Genomic DNA, 17,395 nt, shown 5'->3' with positions numbered 1-17,395 from the left:
ATGAAAACTCTTGTTTTATGTTTCTTAATGGTCTTTGGCATGACCTTTGTCAGTTCAGCTCAGAAGTACGGTTATATCGACTCGGAATTTATTCTAGGGAAGATGCCGGAATATAAAGAGGCTAAGGAACGTTTAGATAAATTAGCCGAACGTTGGACTAAAGAAATCGAAGAGCGTTATGAGATGATCAAAAAGAAGAAGGAAAATTTTCTGAGAGAAGAAAGTTTATTGCCTGCCGAAGAGAAAACAAAACGCGAAGAGGAAATCAAAACATTGGAATCTGAAGCAATGCAAATGCAGCAGACCCGCTTCGGAGTTTCCGGAGATTATTTCCAAAAACGACAAGAATTAATTAAACCGATACAAGACCGGGTTTACGAAGCAATGCAAACTGTTGCCTCAAAACGAAATTATAGTTTTATCTTTGACAAGTCAAACCAAAGCAACCTGGTATACGCCGATAGTAAATTTGATATCAGTGACGAGGTTCTGAGAGAAATGGGTGTTAGCACCAAATAAGAAAAAGCATCGCTTTTGATAGATGGGATCGATCCCAATGTCAGACTCGGTGCAGTAAACAAAAACAACGAAACAAAAACCAAAAATGAAAAAAATCCTATTTGCCCTAGCACTAACAGTATGTGCAATCGCAACTACTCAAGCTCAATCGAAAATCGGGCATGTGAGATCTCAAGCATTATTAGATACGATGCCTTCCCGAAAAGCTGCAATCAAAGAAATCAAAGAAATTGAAAATGCAGGTTTGAAAGAGTTAAAAGAAGCGGACAGCGTTATCCAGATCACTTATATGGAATATCAGAAAAAGATGAATACCATGTCTGAAACGGTAAAACAATATGAAGAAAACCGTATTCGCCGCATGCAACAAAACCTGGAAGAGCGTCAACAACAAATCGACCAGCAATTGCAAATGATGACACAGGAAATGAACAATGTAATTCTTGACCGTGTTAAAAAAGCAGTGAATATCGTAGCAACAGCTAAAAAGTTCAACTACATCATTGACGAAAGCACAACGCTTTATTCTGTAGGAGGAGTGGATGTGACTAACGAAGTAATCGTTGAGTTAATGAAACTGGAAGCAGAAGCTAAGAAAACAGGTAAGTAATATTTCCAATATATTTGAAAGGTGCTTTCGACTTCGTTCGGGCACCTTTTTTATTTAACACACTTTAATTACCATGGTAAATAATAAAGATGTACCTTTATAGCATGAAACGCCAATCATTTGTAAAAGGTATGTTAGGATTTGCAGCACTTGGTGGATTGACTTCCGTTAGTTCACTTAGGAAATTATTAAATGAAGAAGATTATACTTACCCGGTTTTCTTCATTGGGCATGGATCGCCGATGAACGGAATAGAAGACAATCATTTCTCCAAACAATGGAAAAGTGAGATCGACCACTTACCGGATCCTAAATTGGTCCTGGTTGTTTCAGCACATTGGTTGACAAACGGAACCTATGTTACCGCAATGGAAAAACCACAAACCATTCATGACTTTGGCGGTTTCCCGGATGAATTATTTGCAGTTCAGTACCCAGCACCCGGAAGCCCCGAATGGGCAAAGCAGACAAAAGACCTGGTAAAAAGTACCAGTGTTGAATTGGATCACGAATGGGGATTGGATCACGGAACATGGACAGTGGTTCGTCACATGTACCCGGATGCGGATATCCCGGTTATCCAGCTTTCGATCGATTACAATAAACCTGCAGCCTACCATTATGCTTTGGCCCGTGAATTAAAAGAACTTCGCAAAAAAGGAGTGCTAATTATCGGAAGCGGAAACATGGTTCACAATCTGCGAATGGTGGCCTGGGATAAATTAAACACTTCCAACTACGGATATGACTGGGCTATTGAAGCAAACGAGACCTTTAACAAACTCATTATCGATCGGAACCACCAGGCTTTGATTGATTACCAAAAACTGGGACAATTCGCTCAATTAGCCATTCCGACTCCCGATCATTATTACCCGCTTATTTATAGTTTAGGCTTGTCGAACGACAAAGATGAGATTGCAATATTCAACAATGAATTGGTTGCAGGTTCTTTGAATATGACTTCGGTTCGATTTGGGTAAAACGGAAACGTTGTGTACTTTTGGGCCATGTCAGTGAAAGGTCCAATTGGTGTTTTTGATTCCGGATACGGCGGTTTGACCGTTTTGAAGGAAATGCGTGAGAAGTTACCTGAATACGATTTCCTTTATCTGGGAGACAATGCACGCGCTCCATACGGTTCCAGAAGCTTTGATGTCATTTATCAATATACCTGGCAAGCGGTTCAGGCCTTATTCGACAGGGATTGCTCCCTGGTCATATTGGCATGTAATACAGCATCTGCGAAAGCATTGCGCAATATCCAGCGAATCAAATTACCGGAATTGCATCCGGATAAACGGGTATTAGGTGTGATCAGACCAAGTACCGAAGAATTGGATAAACACACCAAAACAAAACACGTGGGTGTTTTAGCAACAGAAGGAACCATCCGTTCCAACAGTTACCAAATAGAACTTGCGAAGTTTGCGCCTGACCTGGTTGTAAATCAACACGCTTGTCCCATGTGGGTTCCACTGATTGAGAACAATCAATTCGATACACCCGGAGGTGTTTACTTCATTCAGAATGATTTGGTGTCAATCCTTGAAAAGGATCCCAAGATCGATACAATTTTATTGGCTTGTACGCACTACCCTATCTTATTGGATCAATTGCAGCGTTTGCTTCCTGAACATATTGAAGTATTGGCACAAGGGAAGATTGTAGCAGAAAGCTTAGCAGATTATTTGATCCGTCATCCTGAAATGGATGCGAAGTGTTCAAAAGGAGGTTCCGTCAGATACCTGACTACCGAAAGTGCCCAGGCATTCAGTGAAAAAGCATCTTTGCTAATGAATGATCAGATTGAAGCCGAACATCTAACCTTACATTAAATCACAGATCCATTGACTTTAGAAATAATCGGATATTTTTTAGCCCTTTTTGTAGGCTTGGTACTGGGAACACTTGGTGGTGGCGGATCCATACTTGCTGTACCAATTTTGGTAGTCTTCTTCCAAATGGAACCACAAAACGCAACACTTTATTCCCTGTTTATCGTAGGAGTGACCTCTTTATTCGGGGCCATTCAGCATTTTAAATCCAAACTGATCAATCCAAAGAACACCTTGCTCTTCGGGATTCCGGCAGTGATCAGTATTTCACTTACACGCTTGCTGGTTGTTCCCGCACTTCCACCTGTTATTCGTTTGGGAGAGCACATTGTCTTTGAAAAAAACACCTTTATCATGTCTTTGTTTGCAATCCTGATGATCCTTGCATCCATTCCCATGATAAGAGGCCAAAAAGAGCATCCTTCCCTGAAAAAGAACAGGCCTGTTATCCTGGTTATCTTCGGAGCCATTATCGGATTTATCAGCGGTTTGGTTGGAGCCGGAGGCGGATTTATGATCATCCCTTCCCTTTCTATTTTCATGAAAGTTCCCATCAAGAATGCCATTGCCACATCTATTGTGATCATAGCTATTAATTCACTTAGCGGTTTCACAGCAGAATTATTCAGGCCAGGCCTGGAACTGAACTGGGTAATCCTCTTAGGATTTACATTGATTGCAACAGCAGGTTTGATCATTGGCTTAAAGCTCAATCACAAAATTCAATCCGCCAACCTCAAGAAAGGGTTCGGGATCTTTGTCCTTCTGATAGGAATTTCAATTATCGTTACTGAAATTATCTCTATCCGTTAGAATAAAGAGATATTCAAGCTGAACTTAGCAGTGATATTATCTTCAACTTTTGGAGAAATAACACCTCCCGCATAATGATAAAAACCACCAATCCCAAAACCAATTCCATTAAACACCAGTAAACTATTTGCAAGCAAGCCCGTTTCTGCGTATCCTTTATCCAGTGAATTAAAAGTAATCGAATGACGACTTGCATCTTCTTTGCTTCCGTACCCAACCGCATGATGAATTGCAAATTGCGGTTTTGTCCACCTTTTATTCGTCTTAACAGCTTTGAAATCGAAGCGCGTAAACAAGGCTGTCATCCGTGAAGAATAATACGTACTAGCGATCATCGTTTCAAAAGAATTTGCGGCAGACAGCTTCCACATTCCTCCCGTACCTTGTCCGACCTGCTGCAACAGTAAAGGTGCATCACCATCAACTACCGTTCCCATTAAAACATATGTCAACTTACCCACTGCACGAATCGGAACAATTTGCTGAACAGCTCCGGTGACACGTGTATAATCAATTTTAGCTGCAGTAACTCCAGGAAGGCTTTTTGTAGCTTTCAATGTTAGTATCGGCCATTTGGAACCCAAAGAAACACGTTTTGTTCCTAAAGACATGACTTTGTCGCGGATTGCCCAGGTCAATTCCAAAGAGCTTTCAGCAATATCATACTGATCAATTGAACCCATTTCCGGTTTTGACCATTGGTAGCGGTAACCTTCCGTAAAACCGATTCGCTGGTATGAACCCGAAAGTCTGAATTTCATGCGGGGGAAAATATAACCTGAAAAGGCGATTTCACCGATCCGCTGTTTATCCATTTGTCGGATATAAATATTTCGGTAGAAAGAATTTAACTGGGTAATAACCGGTTCGGATGTCAGGCCCGTCCCCCCGCGTTCCACAATATCTTCCTGGTAACGTGCTTCAAAATCGAGGAAATATTTCGGAATCAGTGTTACTCTTCCATAGCCTCCGTATTTCCACATCTTATCTTTGAACCCATATGCAAAGTAACCGCCGACACGGAAACGCGTAGATAACTTATCACTGGTTTCCAAGCCTATTCCCAAACGGAAACCTTCGTAATCCCTGAAATTGACTAATCGCAAAATATCAGCCTGCAAATATCCCAAAGGAATTTTTCCCTGTAAAAGGGATTGAAGTGTTTTCAATTTCCCATCCAGGTTTTCTTTTTCCGAAAGACTGTCCACGAACTCATACGTTCTCAAATCTTTGTTATCCAGGTCGTATTTTCGTTTTGCTTCCCAGTGCGTACTATCCTTCGCATTGGCGTCCCGTGCTGTTTCCACAAAAACCGCATTGAACCGTTCATCCTTGAGATCCGCATCGAGGACAACATGATCAATATACGTATTTCCCTTTCCTACCAGGTAGGCGTCCTTAATTTTTGAACTCAATAATAATCCGGGAGCCACTAATTCCGTAGACAGTTTATACGGGAACCATTTTTTTCCATCTACAAGTGTGTATTCCTGGATGATGTGGGGATGAACTCCACCTTTACTTTCAGCAGGTTCCGCGTTCACCTTCTCAACTGCATATCCTCGTGTATTGATATACAATGTTCCTTTCATCCCTTCAAAATTCTTATCTCTCCTAGGCTGAAAACGAATGGTATACGTTGTATCTCCCGGAGCCGTAATGGTAGTATCTTCCAGGATAAACAAATAGCGGCGAATTGATCCTAAAGCTAAAGGATTCAGGTAAGACCTTCCTAAAATGTCGAATTGATTATCGTAAAAATTGAATGACTGCAGTTCATTTGCAAAAGTGGAAAACATGGGATCTGAAAAACCTGATACCCGGTACGCACTGATTACTTCCTTTTCCTTAAAAGGCGGTTTGAAGTACTTAGTCGAAGTACTTTCCAATAAGAAGATATGCTGCTGATCAAAGAATTTTCTCAGGTCAATAAGGTTGGTATCGGCAGTAGTATCAGAGATCTGCGCCAATGCATCCTGATTGATCGTAAATATAAACTTGCTGTAACTGTCATATTTAAACGCAACATCCGATTTCGGGTGATTTTTTTTCCTGTTCTCAATGGCTAATTCCATAATCCGCTCCGCAGGATTCACCCCCGGCAGAATCACTACCTCATCAATTTCACTGGCTTGTTCTTTCATGAAAACAATCATATCGCCCGTAATTTCAATTGTGGTGTCCCGGAAGCTTGTCATCTTCAAAGTAACGTGTGTGTTTCCGGGAGGATTTTCAAAACGACCATCCAAATCAGATAAAAACGGTTTTCCCGTTTTGGGATAAACCTTTACGAATGGGATCGGAGCATGTGATATATCTTCCTGTATCTGAATTTGTTGAGCGAATGTGTGTGTTAAAAGAAGTGTAAATAAGCTAAGTAAAATATATTTCATAATAGTCATTGTCTTATCGGTAAGACAAACTAAGTCAAAAAAAGTTACAGTTATTCAAAAAAAACAAGAAGTTTCATTGCAGTTCCGTAAATTCGTAAAGTAGAATGAGCACTTTTAAGGACCAGCGAAATATTATCAAACATCTTAACATTCAACGTGTTTGGAATATTGTTATGCTCCGCTTTTCATATGGGTTGGCCCGGCTTTTTAAGATCCAAAAAAATTGGGGTAAACCATTTGCTCTGAGTATCGAACCAACAACGGCCTGCAACTTAGGCTGCCCGGCTTGTCCGAGTGGTTTGAAAGCATTTAGCCGCCCAACGGGGAAAATTGATTTGGTGAATCATCAAAACTGGCTTTCCCAAGTTGCAAATTCAGTTTTTTATATCAATTATTATTTCCAGGGAGAACCCTTCCTTCATCCTCAATTCCTGGATTTAATCCGGGAGGCGAAGCGCAAAAAAATCTATACTGCTACTTCAACGAATGCTCATTTTATTGATGAGAAAAAAGCACAGGAAATCGTTGAATCCGGTTTGGACCGTTTAATCATTTCAATTGATGGTCTGACCCAGGAAACGTATGAATCATACCGGGTACACGGGAACCTGGAAAAAGTGATCGCCGGTTCCAAGGCACTGGTACAGGCAAAACAAACAGCTCAAAGTGCTACGCCTCATCTGATCTTCCAGTTTTTGGTCGTAAAAGCGAACGAGCATCAAATTGCGGAAGTACAGGAACTTGCCACCGAAATAGGGATCGATGAAGTGCGTTTCAAAACAGCCCAGGTTTATGATTATGAACATGGAAATGAGTTAATTCCCGACAACGAGGCTTATTCCCGGTATGTAAAACAGAAAGATGGAACCTACCGGTTCAAATACAAAGGCGGGAACAGCTGTTGGAGAATGTGGTCCTCGAGTGTTCTAACCTGGGACGGACAAGTTGTTCCCTGTTGTTTTGACAAGGATGCACATCATACTTTGGGAAGTCTTCAGGAACAAACATTCGAAACGATCTGGAAAAGTCCTGCTTACCGTTCGTTTCGAAATTCGGTTCTGCAAGACAGGAACTCTATCGAGATCTGCACCAATTGTTCAGAAGGAGCAAAAGTGTGGATTGATTAATTTCGAATTCCTAATGCCGAATTACGAGTTACGAATTATTGATGAACAAGCATATTCGCTTTGTCAGCTAACGAACGCAATTCGCAATTCTATTATCTTTACAAAAAAAACGATAAGACCATGTACGGAAAAATGAAAGAATACCTTTCCGAAGAATTAAATACAATCAAGGAAGGTGGAATATTTAAGAGAGAGCGCATTATTACATCTCCGCAAGGAGCAAAAGTACATGTGAGCTCGGGTGACGAAGTAGTCATCATGTGTGCAAACAATTATCTCGGACTTTCCTCCCACCCTTCCGTAATCAAGGCTGCAAAAGATGCTTTGGATACACATGGTTTCGGAATGTCATCTGTTCGTTTCATTTGCGGAACTCAGGATATTCATAAAGAACTGGAAGCAAAGATTGCTAAGTTTTACGGTACCGAAGACACTATTTTATATGCTGCTGCCTTTGATGCAAACGGCGGGGTTTTCGAACCATTGTTCGGTGAGGAGGATGCAATTATTTCCGACGAACTGAATCACGCTTCCATTATTGACGGAATCCGTTTATGCAAGGCACAGCGTTACCGTTACAAGCATTCGGATATGGCTGACCTGGAAGAACAATTAAAAAAAGCACAGGCACAACGTCATCGAATCATTGTTACTGACGGAGTATTTTCCATGGATGGTGATATTGCTAAAATGAACGAAATTTGTGACTTGGCTGACAAATACGACGCACTGGTAATGACAGATGAATGTCACAGTGCAGGATTTATTGGGAAAACAGGTCGTGGAGTTCCGGAATACCACAACTGCCAGGATCGTGTAGATATTATCACGGGAACGTTGGGCAAAGCTTTAGGCGGAGCAATGGGAGGTTATACAACCGGAAAAAAGGAAATCATTGAAATGCTGCGTCAGCGTTCAAGACCCTATTTATTCTCAAACTCTCTGGCGCCTTCAATTGTAGGAGCCTCCAATGCCGTATTCGATATCCTGGGAAGTTCAACAGAGCTTCGCGATAAATTGGAATCCAACACCAAATACTTCAAAGAGAAAATCATTGCAGCAGGATTTGATATCAAACCGGGAGATTCCCCAATCGTTCCGATTATGTTATACGATGCTGCTTTGTCTCAACAGTTTGCAGACAAATTATTGCAGGAAGGCGTTTATGCAATCGGGTTCTTTTACCCTGTAGTAGCGAAAGGTGCTGCGCGAATCAGAACACAAATATCAGCTGCTCACAGTATCGAAGATTTGGATAAAGCAATTGCTGCCTTTATTAAAGTCGGGAAAGAATTGAAAGTGATTAAATAAGGTTCCAAAGAAATAAAATTAGGTTTAGGGCTGCGATTAATCGCAGCCCTAAACATTTATCCCTGTCCTGGTTTGTCCTGAAAACTAACATTTCCAGGTAAGTTGCCCGCTTTCAAAACTCCGCAAAAAAAACCATCTGTTCAATGGAATAAAAACTATCTTTGTGCGCTAAAAATCTAATACGTTCCGGTTTGTATTAGTAATCGAACAATTAACAAAGAAAATCTATGACAAGGTCTTTACTTGTTTTATTTTGCGCGGTATTCACGCTTTCTGTCTTCGGACAAATCACACGCGATGTTTCTGGTTACTACCAGGATTACAGGACAAAAGGACCTTCTGAAGATGTTCCCGTTCAATTAGTCAACCAAAAAACAGGTAAAACCTATCAGGCCATTACGAATGAAGATGGTAAGTTCTTGTTTCAGAATGTTGAATTGCTGGCAAATACAGATACGACCGTTTTTGAACTATCTGTGTCAAACAAAAAATACAAGCAGGAAATATTCACCATTAAAATAGACTCTGATCATACGGGTGAATATAAAATGGATCCGAAAAACCCGTTTAAAACTTCTACGAAAGTAACGTGGATGTTTAACTGGGGAGATTGGAACGGAACAGAAAATTATTGGTCACACTTCACAGCAAAAGCAGTATTGGTGATTTACGGGTTTTGTTTGGTTCTGGTATTCATTTATTCCTTGCTACAACTTTCGCTGTCTATTGCATATGCAAAAAGCAAAAAACGCAAGTCAGAGGAAGTCAAACCGGTTTATAACCCGGACACTGCCAAAACAGTTACTATTCAGTTACCGATGTACAATGAAATGTATGTTGCCGACCGGATCATTGAAGCAGCAGCAGCATTTGATTACCCAAGAGACAAATTCGACATCCAGGTACTGGATGATTCAACGGACGAGACCAAAGACCTGATTGCTAAAAAAGTAGCTGAAGTAGCTGCCCGCGGAATCCGGATAGAACACATACACCGCGTGGACAGAACCGGGTACAAGGCCGGAGCTTTGGATTCAGCGATGAACAAAGTACAAGGTGAGTTTATCGCGATCTTTGATGCCGATTTCGTTCCGGAAAGCGACTGGTTACAACGCACCATGCCTTATTTTGAAGATGATAACATCGGAGTTGTACAGACACGCTGGGGACATTTAAACAAGACATATTCCATGCTTACCGAATTGCAGGCATTTGGTTTGAACGGTCACTTTGCTGCTGAGCAGGGAGGACGTAATGCAGCAGGACATTTCATCAACTTTAACGGTACCGGTGGTATTTGGCGCAAAAAGTGTATTGAAAGTGCAGGTGGCTGGGAACACGACACCCTGACTGAAGATTTGGATTTGAGTTACCGTGCCCAATTAAGAGGATGGAAATTCAAGTACCTGGAAGACGTAGTAGCTCCAGCCGAATTACCGATTACCATGTCCGCATTGAAAGCACAACAGCATCGCTGGATGAAAGGCGGAGCTGAATGTTTCGTTAAAATGTGGAAAACGATCCTGACATTTAAAAATGTACGGCTTTCCGACCGGGTTCATGGAATGGCACATTTGTTCAACTCATCTGTATTCATGTTCATTTTGATCATGTCATTACTGAGTTTGGTGGTTCTACAAATTAAAGACAGCTTCTCCGATTTGAACTACGTAATCCAATACGGTTCGGTGTTTATCCTGAGTACGGTGTTCCTGATGTATTATTACTGGCTTGCATACCGTGACAAAACAGCAAACAAGGTCACTTCATTCTTTCGTTTCATCGGGCGTTTCTTCTTATTCCTTACAGTCTCCCTGGGGCTGTCCTTAGCCAATACAATTGCAGTACTGGAAGGATTTATGGGAATTAAGAGTTCGTTCGTCAGAACGCCTAAATTCAACGTTAGCAAGAAAAATGAATTCAAAGGAAATAAATACGATAAGAAAAGTATTTCCCTGATCACGATCGGAGAAGGAATTTTAATGTGCGTATTCGGATTTACCGTTGTGAACAGATCCATTTACGGAGATTTGGGAATGGTTCCCTTCCATTTAATGCTTACAATCGGATACGGAATTATATTCTTCAATTCAATAAAAGAATTGAGAAGAGGATAAAATCAATCAAATATAAAAACGTAGAGGCGCGATTAATCGCGCCTCTACGTTTTTATTGAATAAATTTGTAGTTCTCGATCCAGGTTGAATCGGTAACATCATATAACAGCTTCCAGAAATTGGTATCTACTATATAATCAAAATCCAATTGTTTGATATTGTATCTTTTAGCCAGATATTCTTCCTGTTTCAAACTCGGACGTGCTTTGTTCAGGCTCCAACCGGCTTCATTTCTTCCGTGATATGGCCAATCTGAAAAGCGAATCTTCCACAGACTGTCCAATGCAGGACAATAGCCTACTTCTACCCGAATAGTATCGTTTACAAAAACACCCCCTATTATCCTGTTTGCCTTGAAATAGTCAATTTTATCCGGGTTGAAGGGACTTGGCCAGTAACCACTCAGAACCTTAATAAATTCATCCCTGCTGGTATAATATCGTTTTGCTCTGAGAATCCCGTCATCGGAGTACTTCATGGCTACAAAACTTACCGTACTTGAATTTACACCTATCGATATACGTGCACCAAAAACATATTTAAAAGAGGTCTGCTTCACTTCGGAAAATGAAACAGAAAGAAGAAGCCATATGATCAGTAAACCGTATTTCACACTTCCTTAAACGCGCGTTTTGATAAATTTGTTTCTTATCTGGACAAACAATTTAATTCATTGTGAACCAATTGCAAAATAGGTACCGAATAAATTCTGAAAAAAACTGTTTAATTTTAATCGAAACGAATCACTTTAGTTGGAGTAACCAAAGCATTCAAACGGATATCAGTTGGCAAAACATCTTCGATTTTAGGTTCCGGATCAAAGTAATGTAAGCCGACAAAGATGCAATTCGGTGCGCATTTACGAAGGAAACGGTCATAGAATCCTTTCCCGTAGCCTACCCGATTACCTTTCACGTCGGCAGCCAAAAGAGGGACAAAAACAATGTCGAAGCGGTCAGCAGCAATTACTTTTCCTTTTTTAGGTTCCGGAATCCCTCTTTGATTCACCTCCAGTTGATCCGTGGATTCAAAAAGATAATGGCGCATTTCCATGGTTTCCAAATTCGTTTTCGGGACGGCCACCGTTGCTCCGATTCCCATAGCTCTTTCCAAAAGGATGTAAGTATTTACTTCTCGTTGTCTTTCGATGGGAAGAAATAAAGAAATCGTTTTTTCAGAAAGTTGGAAATGAGTCAATGCCTGTTCGACAATCGTTTCCGAAAGCCGCTCAATCTCACCCGGAGAAAGTTGAAGTCTCTTTTCTTTATATTTTTGACGCAAATCTGCTTTTGTCATACTTGTTCTTTTGAACCAATCATCTGATTACCAGCCTCAGCTGATTCATTTCTATTGGGAGAATTCTGCTGTTTTACCGGTGAATATTTCAAACCATTCGGTTAGATTAACAAACCAAGGTCTGTCAATCTACTAATTTTTCGGCTAAATTAGTTGAAAGACAGTAATTAAACAAAAGTGGGGGAATTATCTCGTACTGTTTTTTTAACAAAAAAAGTATAAGCGCTTTGCCGCAACTTTCTTTTAGTAATTATATTTACACCGTGTTTAGAAGATTACGTTTAATTTCTCTTATTTGTTTTTTGTCACTAACAAGCAATTTAGTGGGAAATTTCGTCTGGACATATATGGACAATAAAGAATCAATCGCCCTGTCTTCCGAAGAGGATGATAGTGAAGAGCGAGATTCCGATCCGGATGAAAACAACAACGGAAGCAGTAAAAGAGCCATCAATCTTTTGGAAGAAGAGCTTCATTTGGCAGAACACACCTCACTTTTTGGCTTCGACTTCGATCTGAAACGGATTCAGAAAAGCAATTTTTCGGTTATCACCGATAAAACCAATGGTTCCAAGAAAGCCCCCTTGGACAATCCTCCAGAAATTGATTTTGAATTGAGCTAACACCAATTATTTAGTTATTCATTATTAATTTTTCATGAAAAATTTATTTCAAACCTGGAAGCAGGATATTCCTGCCGGCTTGGTTGTATTTTTAGTTGCGGTCCCGCTTTGTTTAGGGATTGCCTTAGCCTCTGAGGCTCCTGTATTTTCAGGATTGATTGCAGGGATTATAGGAGGGATTGTTGTTGGAAGTATTTCCGGGTCCGCTATCGGAGTTGCCGGTCCTGCAGCAGGATTAACAGCCATTGTAGCGACCGCCATCGGCGATTTGGGTTCTTACGAGATATTCCTTTCCGCAGTGGTATTTGCCGGAGTCTTTCAGATCATACTCGGGATTGTCAAAGCAGGATTTATTTCCTACTATTTTCCTAACGTAGTAATCAAAGGAATGTTAGCGGCAATAGGACTTCTGATCATTTTCAAGCAAATCCCGCATGCTGTTGGTTATGACGCTGATTTTGAAGGAGACGAATCATTCTTTCAAGCCGACGGACACAATACATTTTCGGAACTTTTTTACAGTTTGAATTACATCTCTCTTCCTGCAATTCTTATTTGCGTAGTTTCAATTGCTGTGCTGATTTTATGGGATAACAAACGTATTCAAAACACTTTTCTGAAATTTATTCCCGGCCCGCTGATCGTTGTACTGATCGGGATTGTTGCCACTATTTCACTTCAAGGGACTTCCTGGGAATTAATTCCGAACCACCGGGTGGATCTGGGAATCGACGGAAAATCTTTTGGTGAATTATTTACATTTCCGGATTTCAGCCATTTAGGAAACTACAAAATTTACCTGACAGCAGCCACCCTGGCAATTGTAGCCAGCCTCGAATCACTTTTGAGTGTGGATGCCTCGGATAAACTGGACCCGAAGAAACGAATCACGCCCGTTGACCGGGAACTCGTAGCGCAGGGAATCGGAAATATGGCTTCAGGACTTATTGGCGGACTTCCCGTGACCCAAGTTGTCGTTCGAACATCTGCCAACGTCAATTCAGGAGGAACCAACAAACTGGCAACCATTTTTCACGGTCTTCTGATCGCCGTAACAGTTCTTACCATTCCAAGTGTATTCAACTTTGTTCCGTATGCATCTCTTGCAGCGATACTCATCATGGTTGGATTCAAACTGGCAAAACCAGCTTTATTTAAAAAGGTTTTCAAGGAAGGCTGGCTTCAGTTTATTCCGTTCATAGCAACCATCGGTGGAATTCTGTTTACCAATTTACTTTACGGAATCGGGATTGGACTGGCGGTTTCATTTTTGGTGATCCTGTATTACAATTATAAATTATCTCATTACCTTTCCGTAGAAGGAGAAATTTATCATGTACGCCTAACGGAACACATGACTTTCCTGAATAAAGCATCATTGATTGAGACTCTGTTGAAGATTCCGAATGGTGTGACGGTAATTATCGACCAAAGTGAAGCCAAATTCGTGTCAAACGATATCATCGAGTCTATCGAAGACTTTAAAATACGAGCAAAAGACAAAAACATTGAAATTGAAATTATTAAACCAATAGAATTAGAAGATGAAAGAGATATTTGAAGGAAATAAAAAATGGGTAGAAGATACACTTGCTAAAGACCCTGCTTTTTTTGACAACTTGTCTAAAGGACAAACACCTGAATATTTATGGATTGGTTGTTCCGACAGCCGTGTTCCTGCAAATGAAATCGTAAATCTTCCCCCGGGAAGTATTTTTGTACAACGAAACATTGCCAACCAGGTTATTAATTCGGACATGAACCTATTGAGCGTGGTTTACTACGCGGTAAAGTATCTGAAAGTAAAACACATTTTAGTTGTAGGCCATTATGGCTGCGGTGGCGTTGCTGCTGCAATGAGCAACAATAGTTTCGGTTTCCTGGACAACTGGCTGGTAAGTATCAAGAACGTTTATTTAAAGAACCAAGCAGAACTGGAAGCTATTTCCGATATGGATGACCGCACAGATCGTCTGGTTGAATTAAATGCGATTCAGCAATCTGTCAACATGGCTAAGATCTCTTTTATCCAGGAAGAATGGAGCCAAGGAAATCCGTTGGAAATTCATGCGCTGGTTTACAGTTTGAATGATGGTAAATTAAGAGACCTGAATACATCCATCAACAGTGCAACTGATCTGAAACCTGTTTTCCAGTTTTACCAGTTTTAATGTATGATTGAGGAGACGATCCGCCAGCTGGAAGAACTTTTCGAACCTTTCCGTAATGCCGGGCGTGCTCAAACAGCCAGTGCATACATGAGAGACCAGTTTTCATTCATTGGGATGAAAACCGAAATTCGAAGGGGCGCTCAGAAAAGCTGGATCGATTCACTCAAAACTTTAGAAGATAGAAAGCTTAGATGGTTAATTATTCGCGCTCTTTGGGATAAAGAAGAGCGCGATTACCATTATGTGGCAATAGACTTCTTGAACTCCTGGCCGAAAAAATGCTATTCAGAAGAAGATGCTGTCGAACTGGAATGGATGCTTAATGAAAAATCCTGGTGGGACAGTGTAGATGCCATTGCTTCCAATTACCTTGGAAAGTGGGCTTTGATGTTTCCTGAAAAGGCAAGGGAAACTTTTGAAAAATGGCGTCACCATGACTCCTTTTGGTTACAGCGTTCTTGCTTGATCTATCAGTTAAAATACAAAGACCAGGTTGACATCGACTACCTGGAAAGTTTGATCCGGCAAATGAATGTAAATAAGGAGTTTTTTATTCAAAAAGCTATCGGCTGGTCACTCAGACAATTATCAAAATACAAACCGCAGGAAGTGGTGCGGATCCTTGCCAACAATCCGATTAAAGGCCTTGCCCTTAGAGAAGCGAGTAAATACTTGGATTAATTACGAATTAGGCATTCGTAATTTTTCTTGTTACTTTTCCAAAACACTACATTCTCTATCAAAACCCAGACTTTGTTTAAAAAGAAAACATATACTGCATTTAACGAAGCCCAGCAAATTGAACTCGCTCAAAAAGACCATCGTCATTTCGGGCCATTGTACGAACGGTATTTCGAACAAATCTTCCGTTTCATTTTCAAACGACTTGGAGGGAACGAAGAAGTAGCCGGAGACTTGGTGCAGCAATGTTTTATGAAGGCGATGGCAAACATTGTCAAATACGAAGACAGAGGGCTTCCTTTCAGTGCCTGGCTTTACCGGATTGCTCAAAACGAAGTAAACATGTTCTTCCGATCCGAGAAGAAGAATTACTCGGTTGAAATAAGTGACCGACAGCTTTATTCCATCCTGGAAGAAGGTGGTGAAAGCACTGTTCGACAGGAAGATTTAGATCAACTGATTGAAATAATCAATAACTTAGATGAAACTCAAACAGATTTAATAGAATTACGGTTTTTCCAGGAACTCAGTTTCAAAGAGATTGCAGATATCTACCAAATTAGCGAAGCAAATGCAAAAATGAGAATTTATCGCTTACTGGAAAAAATCAACACCAATTGGAAACGCGAATCATGAGAAAATTTCAAAGAATAACGAACGAAAAATCAAAGGAACCCACCAAAGAACAAATGGTGCGTTACAAGGATTTTGCCTCGCTTTCTCATAAATATGAGCGTTTGGCAAAACGTCCCAAGAAACCCTTATACAGAGATCCGAAGTTGTTTTTACTCCTATTGATCTTAGGATTAATGTTCTTGCTGGTATTTCTGGAATCTTAAAATCCTTCGATATCCAGTTCCCGCATTGCAACAAACGATTTGAGAACCTTCTCACCTATTCCGGGCACTTCCACGTGCACTAAATATACTCCCGAGGCAACAGGGATTCCTGCCTTATTTGCCAGTGTCCAGTCCATAAAAGTCAGAGCATTATCTTTCTTGAATTGATTCACCATTTTACCCGACATCGTATAAATTGTAACCGTACACACTTCCGGCAGGTTTACAAACTTAACGCGTTTGTCTACCTTATTCCGCTCATATTCTGAGAACGCATAGTATGGATTCGGTACCACATTGATCAGATCCAATGCTGATGCCAATACATCTCTGCTTGCTGTTGTTGTCTGTAAGTCATTCATAGAGCTGTCTGGAATTGGTCATAAACCCACGTGTTAACCCCATCGTAATAAGGACAACCTTCGTTATTGATGTTTACTCCAAATACCCAGATCGGTTGGTTACCTCCGAATACCGGAAGACCATTCGCATCAAATTCTCTGTCTGATGGATTCCAAACCATGTCTGCTCCATTGTCACCTCCAAGGAATGAATTCTCTCCGAAAGCCATGTGCAAACGTGCTCCTGTCTCCAAGTCAATGGCGTATCCTGGGAACCAGCCCATACCTGTTGTTCCTGATCCATCCGGATTTCCTTCTTTGTTCACCGATGGTGCTGCACGAAGTCTTCCCGGTTGTCCGCCTCCCTGGTTCAGGTTGGCATCACGACCCAATTCAACAACCACACAACGCGTCCATTTGGACTTATCCGGTGTCATTACGATATCCACACTTGGCAAGTATTTGATCGATGCATTCAAACGCGCTACTGCAGCTCCCGTATAATTGGAAGGGTAAGCAAGCGGCATGAAATCACACTGATATCCTGTCAGTTTGTGCGGACCAATTCCACCGCCCAATAATTTGTTGTATTGTTCTTTCGGATCACGTCCAACTTCATCAGGGAAACAACATGGGTTCAAATAGGCAGGGCCTGCCCATGGATCACACTCGGTAGCCTGATCCGGATTGTAGGTTCCTGTTCTCAACCAGTTCTT

Annotated in this window: 18 protein-coding genes and 1 pseudogene; 14 read left to right on the top strand and 5 right to left on the bottom strand. The window is 41.0% G+C overall.

The window, feature by feature from the left end:
* The 5 genes from K0S23_RS08670 (at nucleotide 1) to K0S23_RS08650 (ending at nucleotide 3,780) form a co-directional block, all read left to right on the top strand.
* Complete coding sequence (locus K0S23_RS08670; protein WP_300356239.1) at nucleotides 1-519, top strand: OmpH family outer membrane protein; 519 nt, start codon at nucleotides 1-3, stop codon at nucleotides 517-519.
* 85 nt (nucleotides 520-604) lie between these two features.
* A complete protein-coding gene (locus tag K0S23_RS08665) occupies nucleotides 605-1,129 on the top strand; it encodes an OmpH family outer membrane protein (protein ID WP_300356237.1) in 525 nt (174 codons plus the stop codon).
* Nucleotides 1,130-1,233: 104 nt separating this feature from the next.
* A complete protein-coding gene (gene ygiD, locus K0S23_RS08660; protein WP_300356235.1) occupies nucleotides 1,234-2,112 on the top strand; it encodes a 4,5-DOPA dioxygenase extradiol in 879 nt (292 codons plus the stop codon).
* A 27-nt stretch (nucleotides 2,113-2,139) separates the two neighbouring features.
* Complete coding sequence (gene murI / locus K0S23_RS08655; protein ID WP_300356233.1) at nucleotides 2,140-2,967, top strand: glutamate racemase; 828 nt, start codon at nucleotides 2,140-2,142, stop codon at nucleotides 2,965-2,967.
* A gap of 12 nt (nucleotides 2,968-2,979) precedes the next feature.
* Nucleotides 2,980-3,780 (top strand): sulfite exporter TauE/SafE family protein, encoded by an 801-nt coding sequence (locus K0S23_RS08650; protein WP_300356231.1) that lies wholly within the window; start codon nucleotides 2,980-2,982, stop codon nucleotides 3,778-3,780.
* Here K0S23_RS08650 and K0S23_RS08645 read toward each other — a convergent pair.
* Nucleotides 3,777-6,173: a DUF5686 family protein gene (locus tag K0S23_RS08645; protein WP_300356229.1), complete on the bottom strand. Its 2,397-nt coding sequence runs from the start codon at nucleotides 6,171-6,173 to the stop codon at nucleotides 3,777-3,779. The two genes, K0S23_RS08650 and K0S23_RS08645, sit on opposite strands and share 4 nt — an antisense overlap.
* A gap of 104 nt (nucleotides 6,174-6,277) precedes the next feature.
* Between K0S23_RS08645 and K0S23_RS08640 the strand changes: the two genes are divergently transcribed.
* From K0S23_RS08640 to K0S23_RS08630, 3 genes are all read left to right on the top strand, one after another.
* Nucleotides 6,278-7,300, top strand: a complete 1,023-nt coding sequence (locus K0S23_RS08640; RefSeq protein WP_300356227.1) for a radical SAM/SPASM domain-containing protein — start codon at nucleotides 6,278-6,280, stop codon at nucleotides 7,298-7,300.
* A 120-nt stretch (nucleotides 7,301-7,420) separates the two neighbouring features.
* Entirely contained in the window at nucleotides 7,421-8,611 is a 1,191-nt protein-coding gene (gene kbl, locus K0S23_RS08635) for a glycine C-acetyltransferase (RefSeq protein ID WP_300356225.1), read from the top strand.
* Nucleotides 8,612-8,838: 227 nt separating this feature from the next.
* The gene (locus tag K0S23_RS08630) at nucleotides 8,839-10,728 is read left to right on the top strand and encodes a cellulose synthase family protein (protein ID WP_366944302.1); all 1,890 of its coding nucleotides are present in this window, start codon (nucleotides 8,839-8,841) and stop codon (nucleotides 10,726-10,728) included.
* A 52-nt stretch (nucleotides 10,729-10,780) separates the two neighbouring features.
* On the opposite strand, the gene K0S23_RS08625 is transcribed toward K0S23_RS08630, so the two are convergent.
* Together K0S23_RS08625 and K0S23_RS08620 are read right to left on the bottom strand one after the other, a co-directional pair.
* Complete coding sequence (locus K0S23_RS08625; RefSeq protein ID WP_300356223.1) at nucleotides 10,781-11,341, bottom strand: hypothetical protein; 561 nt, start codon at nucleotides 11,339-11,341, stop codon at nucleotides 10,781-10,783.
* Nucleotides 11,342-11,457: 116 nt separating this feature from the next.
* Entirely contained in the window at nucleotides 11,458-12,024 is a 567-nt protein-coding gene (locus K0S23_RS08620; RefSeq protein WP_300356221.1) for a 5-formyltetrahydrofolate cyclo-ligase, read from the bottom strand.
* Between the two features lie 347 nt (nucleotides 12,025-12,371).
* Between K0S23_RS08620 and K0S23_RS08615 the strand changes: the two genes are divergently transcribed.
* The 6 genes from K0S23_RS08615 to K0S23_RS08590 all read left to right on the top strand — a co-directional run bounded on the left by K0S23_RS08615 (nucleotide 12,372) and on the right by K0S23_RS08590 (nucleotide 16,338).
* Entirely contained in the window at nucleotides 12,372-12,647 is a 276-nt protein-coding gene (locus K0S23_RS08615; protein WP_300356219.1) for a hypothetical protein, read from the top strand.
* Nucleotides 12,648-12,681: 34 nt separating this feature from the next.
* Nucleotides 12,682-14,208, top strand: a complete 1,527-nt coding sequence (locus K0S23_RS08610; protein ID WP_300356217.1) for a SulP family inorganic anion transporter — start codon at nucleotides 12,682-12,684, stop codon at nucleotides 14,206-14,208.
* On the top strand, nucleotides 14,192-14,818 hold the full coding sequence (locus K0S23_RS08605; RefSeq protein WP_300356215.1) for a carbonic anhydrase: 627 nt from the start codon (nucleotides 14,192-14,194) through the stop codon (nucleotides 14,816-14,818). The genes K0S23_RS08610 and K0S23_RS08605 overlap by 17 nt, the downstream gene beginning before the upstream one ends.
* 3 nt (nucleotides 14,819-14,821) lie before the next feature.
* Nucleotides 14,822-15,499 carry a DNA alkylation repair protein gene (locus K0S23_RS08600; RefSeq protein ID WP_300356213.1) on the top strand — a complete coding sequence of 226 codons (678 nt, stop codon included), beginning with the start codon at nucleotides 14,822-14,824 and terminating at the stop codon, nucleotides 15,497-15,499.
* A gap of 72 nt (nucleotides 15,500-15,571) precedes the next feature.
* A complete protein-coding gene (locus K0S23_RS08595; protein WP_300356211.1) occupies nucleotides 15,572-16,135 on the top strand; it encodes a sigma-70 family RNA polymerase sigma factor in 564 nt (187 codons plus the stop codon).
* Nucleotides 16,132-16,338 carry a hypothetical protein gene (locus K0S23_RS08590; RefSeq protein ID WP_300356209.1) on the top strand — a complete coding sequence of 69 codons (207 nt, stop codon included), beginning with the start codon at nucleotides 16,132-16,134 and terminating at the stop codon, nucleotides 16,336-16,338. The genes K0S23_RS08595 and K0S23_RS08590 overlap by 4 nt, the downstream gene beginning before the upstream one ends.
* Here the strand turns inward: K0S23_RS08590 and K0S23_RS08585 are convergent.
* Both K0S23_RS08585 and K0S23_RS08580 read right to left on the bottom strand, forming a co-directional pair.
* The gene (locus tag K0S23_RS08585) at nucleotides 16,335-16,700 is read right to left on the bottom strand and encodes a T9SS type A sorting domain-containing protein (protein ID WP_300356207.1); all 366 of its coding nucleotides are present in this window, start codon (nucleotides 16,698-16,700) and stop codon (nucleotides 16,335-16,337) included. The genes K0S23_RS08590 and K0S23_RS08585 overlap by 4 nt on opposite strands.
* Nucleotides 16,697-17,395 (bottom strand): annotated as a pseudogene (locus K0S23_RS08580) (T9SS C-terminal target domain-containing protein); the annotation flags it as partial. The gene K0S23_RS08585 and the pseudogene K0S23_RS08580, both read right to left, overlap by 4 nt.

This window comes from Fluviicola sp. (assembly GCF_029266855.1).
Taxonomy (GTDB): Bacteria; Bacteroidota; Bacteroidia; order Flavobacteriales_D; family Crocinitomicaceae; genus Fluviicola.
The sequence above is the reverse complement of the archived record's forward strand: the minus strand, read 5'-3'. Positions and strand labels throughout refer to the sequence as shown.

What these genes read in the sequence shown, in the direction of transcription:
- K0S23_RS08640 (WP_300356227.1), top strand. Translation starts at nt 6,278, where the DNA reads ATGAGCACTTTTAAGGACCAGCGAAATATTATCAAACATCTTAACATT.
- murI (WP_300356233.1), top strand. Translation starts at nt 2,140, where the DNA reads ATGTCAGTGAAAGGTCCAATTGGTGTTTTTGATTCCGGATACGGCGGT.
- K0S23_RS08605 (WP_300356215.1), top strand. Translation starts at nt 14,192, where the DNA reads ATGAAAGAGATATTTGAAGGAAATAAAAAATGGGTAGAAGATACACTT.
- K0S23_RS08590 (WP_300356209.1), top strand. Translation starts at nt 16,132, where the DNA reads ATGAGAAAATTTCAAAGAATAACGAACGAAAAATCAAAGGAACCCACC.
- K0S23_RS08615 (WP_300356219.1), top strand. Translation starts at nt 12,372, where the DNA reads ATGGACAATAAAGAATCAATCGCCCTGTCTTCCGAAGAGGATGATAGT.
- K0S23_RS08665 (WP_300356237.1), top strand. Translation starts at nt 605, where the DNA reads ATGAAAAAAATCCTATTTGCCCTAGCACTAACAGTATGTGCAATCGCA.
- K0S23_RS08610 (WP_300356217.1), top strand. Translation starts at nt 12,682, where the DNA reads ATGAAAAATTTATTTCAAACCTGGAAGCAGGATATTCCTGCCGGCTTG.
- K0S23_RS08585 (WP_300356207.1), bottom strand. Translation starts at nt 16,700, where the DNA reads ATGAATGACTTACAGACAACAACAGCAAGCAGAGATGTATTGGCATCA.
- kbl (WP_300356225.1), top strand. Translation starts at nt 7,421, where the DNA reads ATGTACGGAAAAATGAAAGAATACCTTTCCGAAGAATTAAATACAATC.
- K0S23_RS08600 (WP_300356213.1), top strand. Translation starts at nt 14,822, where the DNA reads ATGATTGAGGAGACGATCCGCCAGCTGGAAGAACTTTTCGAACCTTTC.
- ygiD (WP_300356235.1), top strand. Translation starts at nt 1,234, where the DNA reads ATGAAACGCCAATCATTTGTAAAAGGTATGTTAGGATTTGCAGCACTT.
- K0S23_RS08620 (WP_300356221.1), bottom strand. Translation starts at nt 12,024, where the DNA reads ATGACAAAAGCAGATTTGCGTCAAAAATATAAAGAAAAGAGACTTCAA.
- K0S23_RS08630 (WP_366944302.1), top strand. Translation starts at nt 8,839, where the DNA reads ATGACAAGGTCTTTACTTGTTTTATTTTGCGCGGTATTCACGCTTTCT.
- K0S23_RS08670 (WP_300356239.1), top strand. Translation starts at nt 1, where the DNA reads ATGAAAACTCTTGTTTTATGTTTCTTAATGGTCTTTGGCATGACCTTT.
- K0S23_RS08645 (WP_300356229.1), bottom strand. Translation starts at nt 6,173, where the DNA reads ATGAAATATATTTTACTTAGCTTATTTACACTTCTTTTAACACACACA.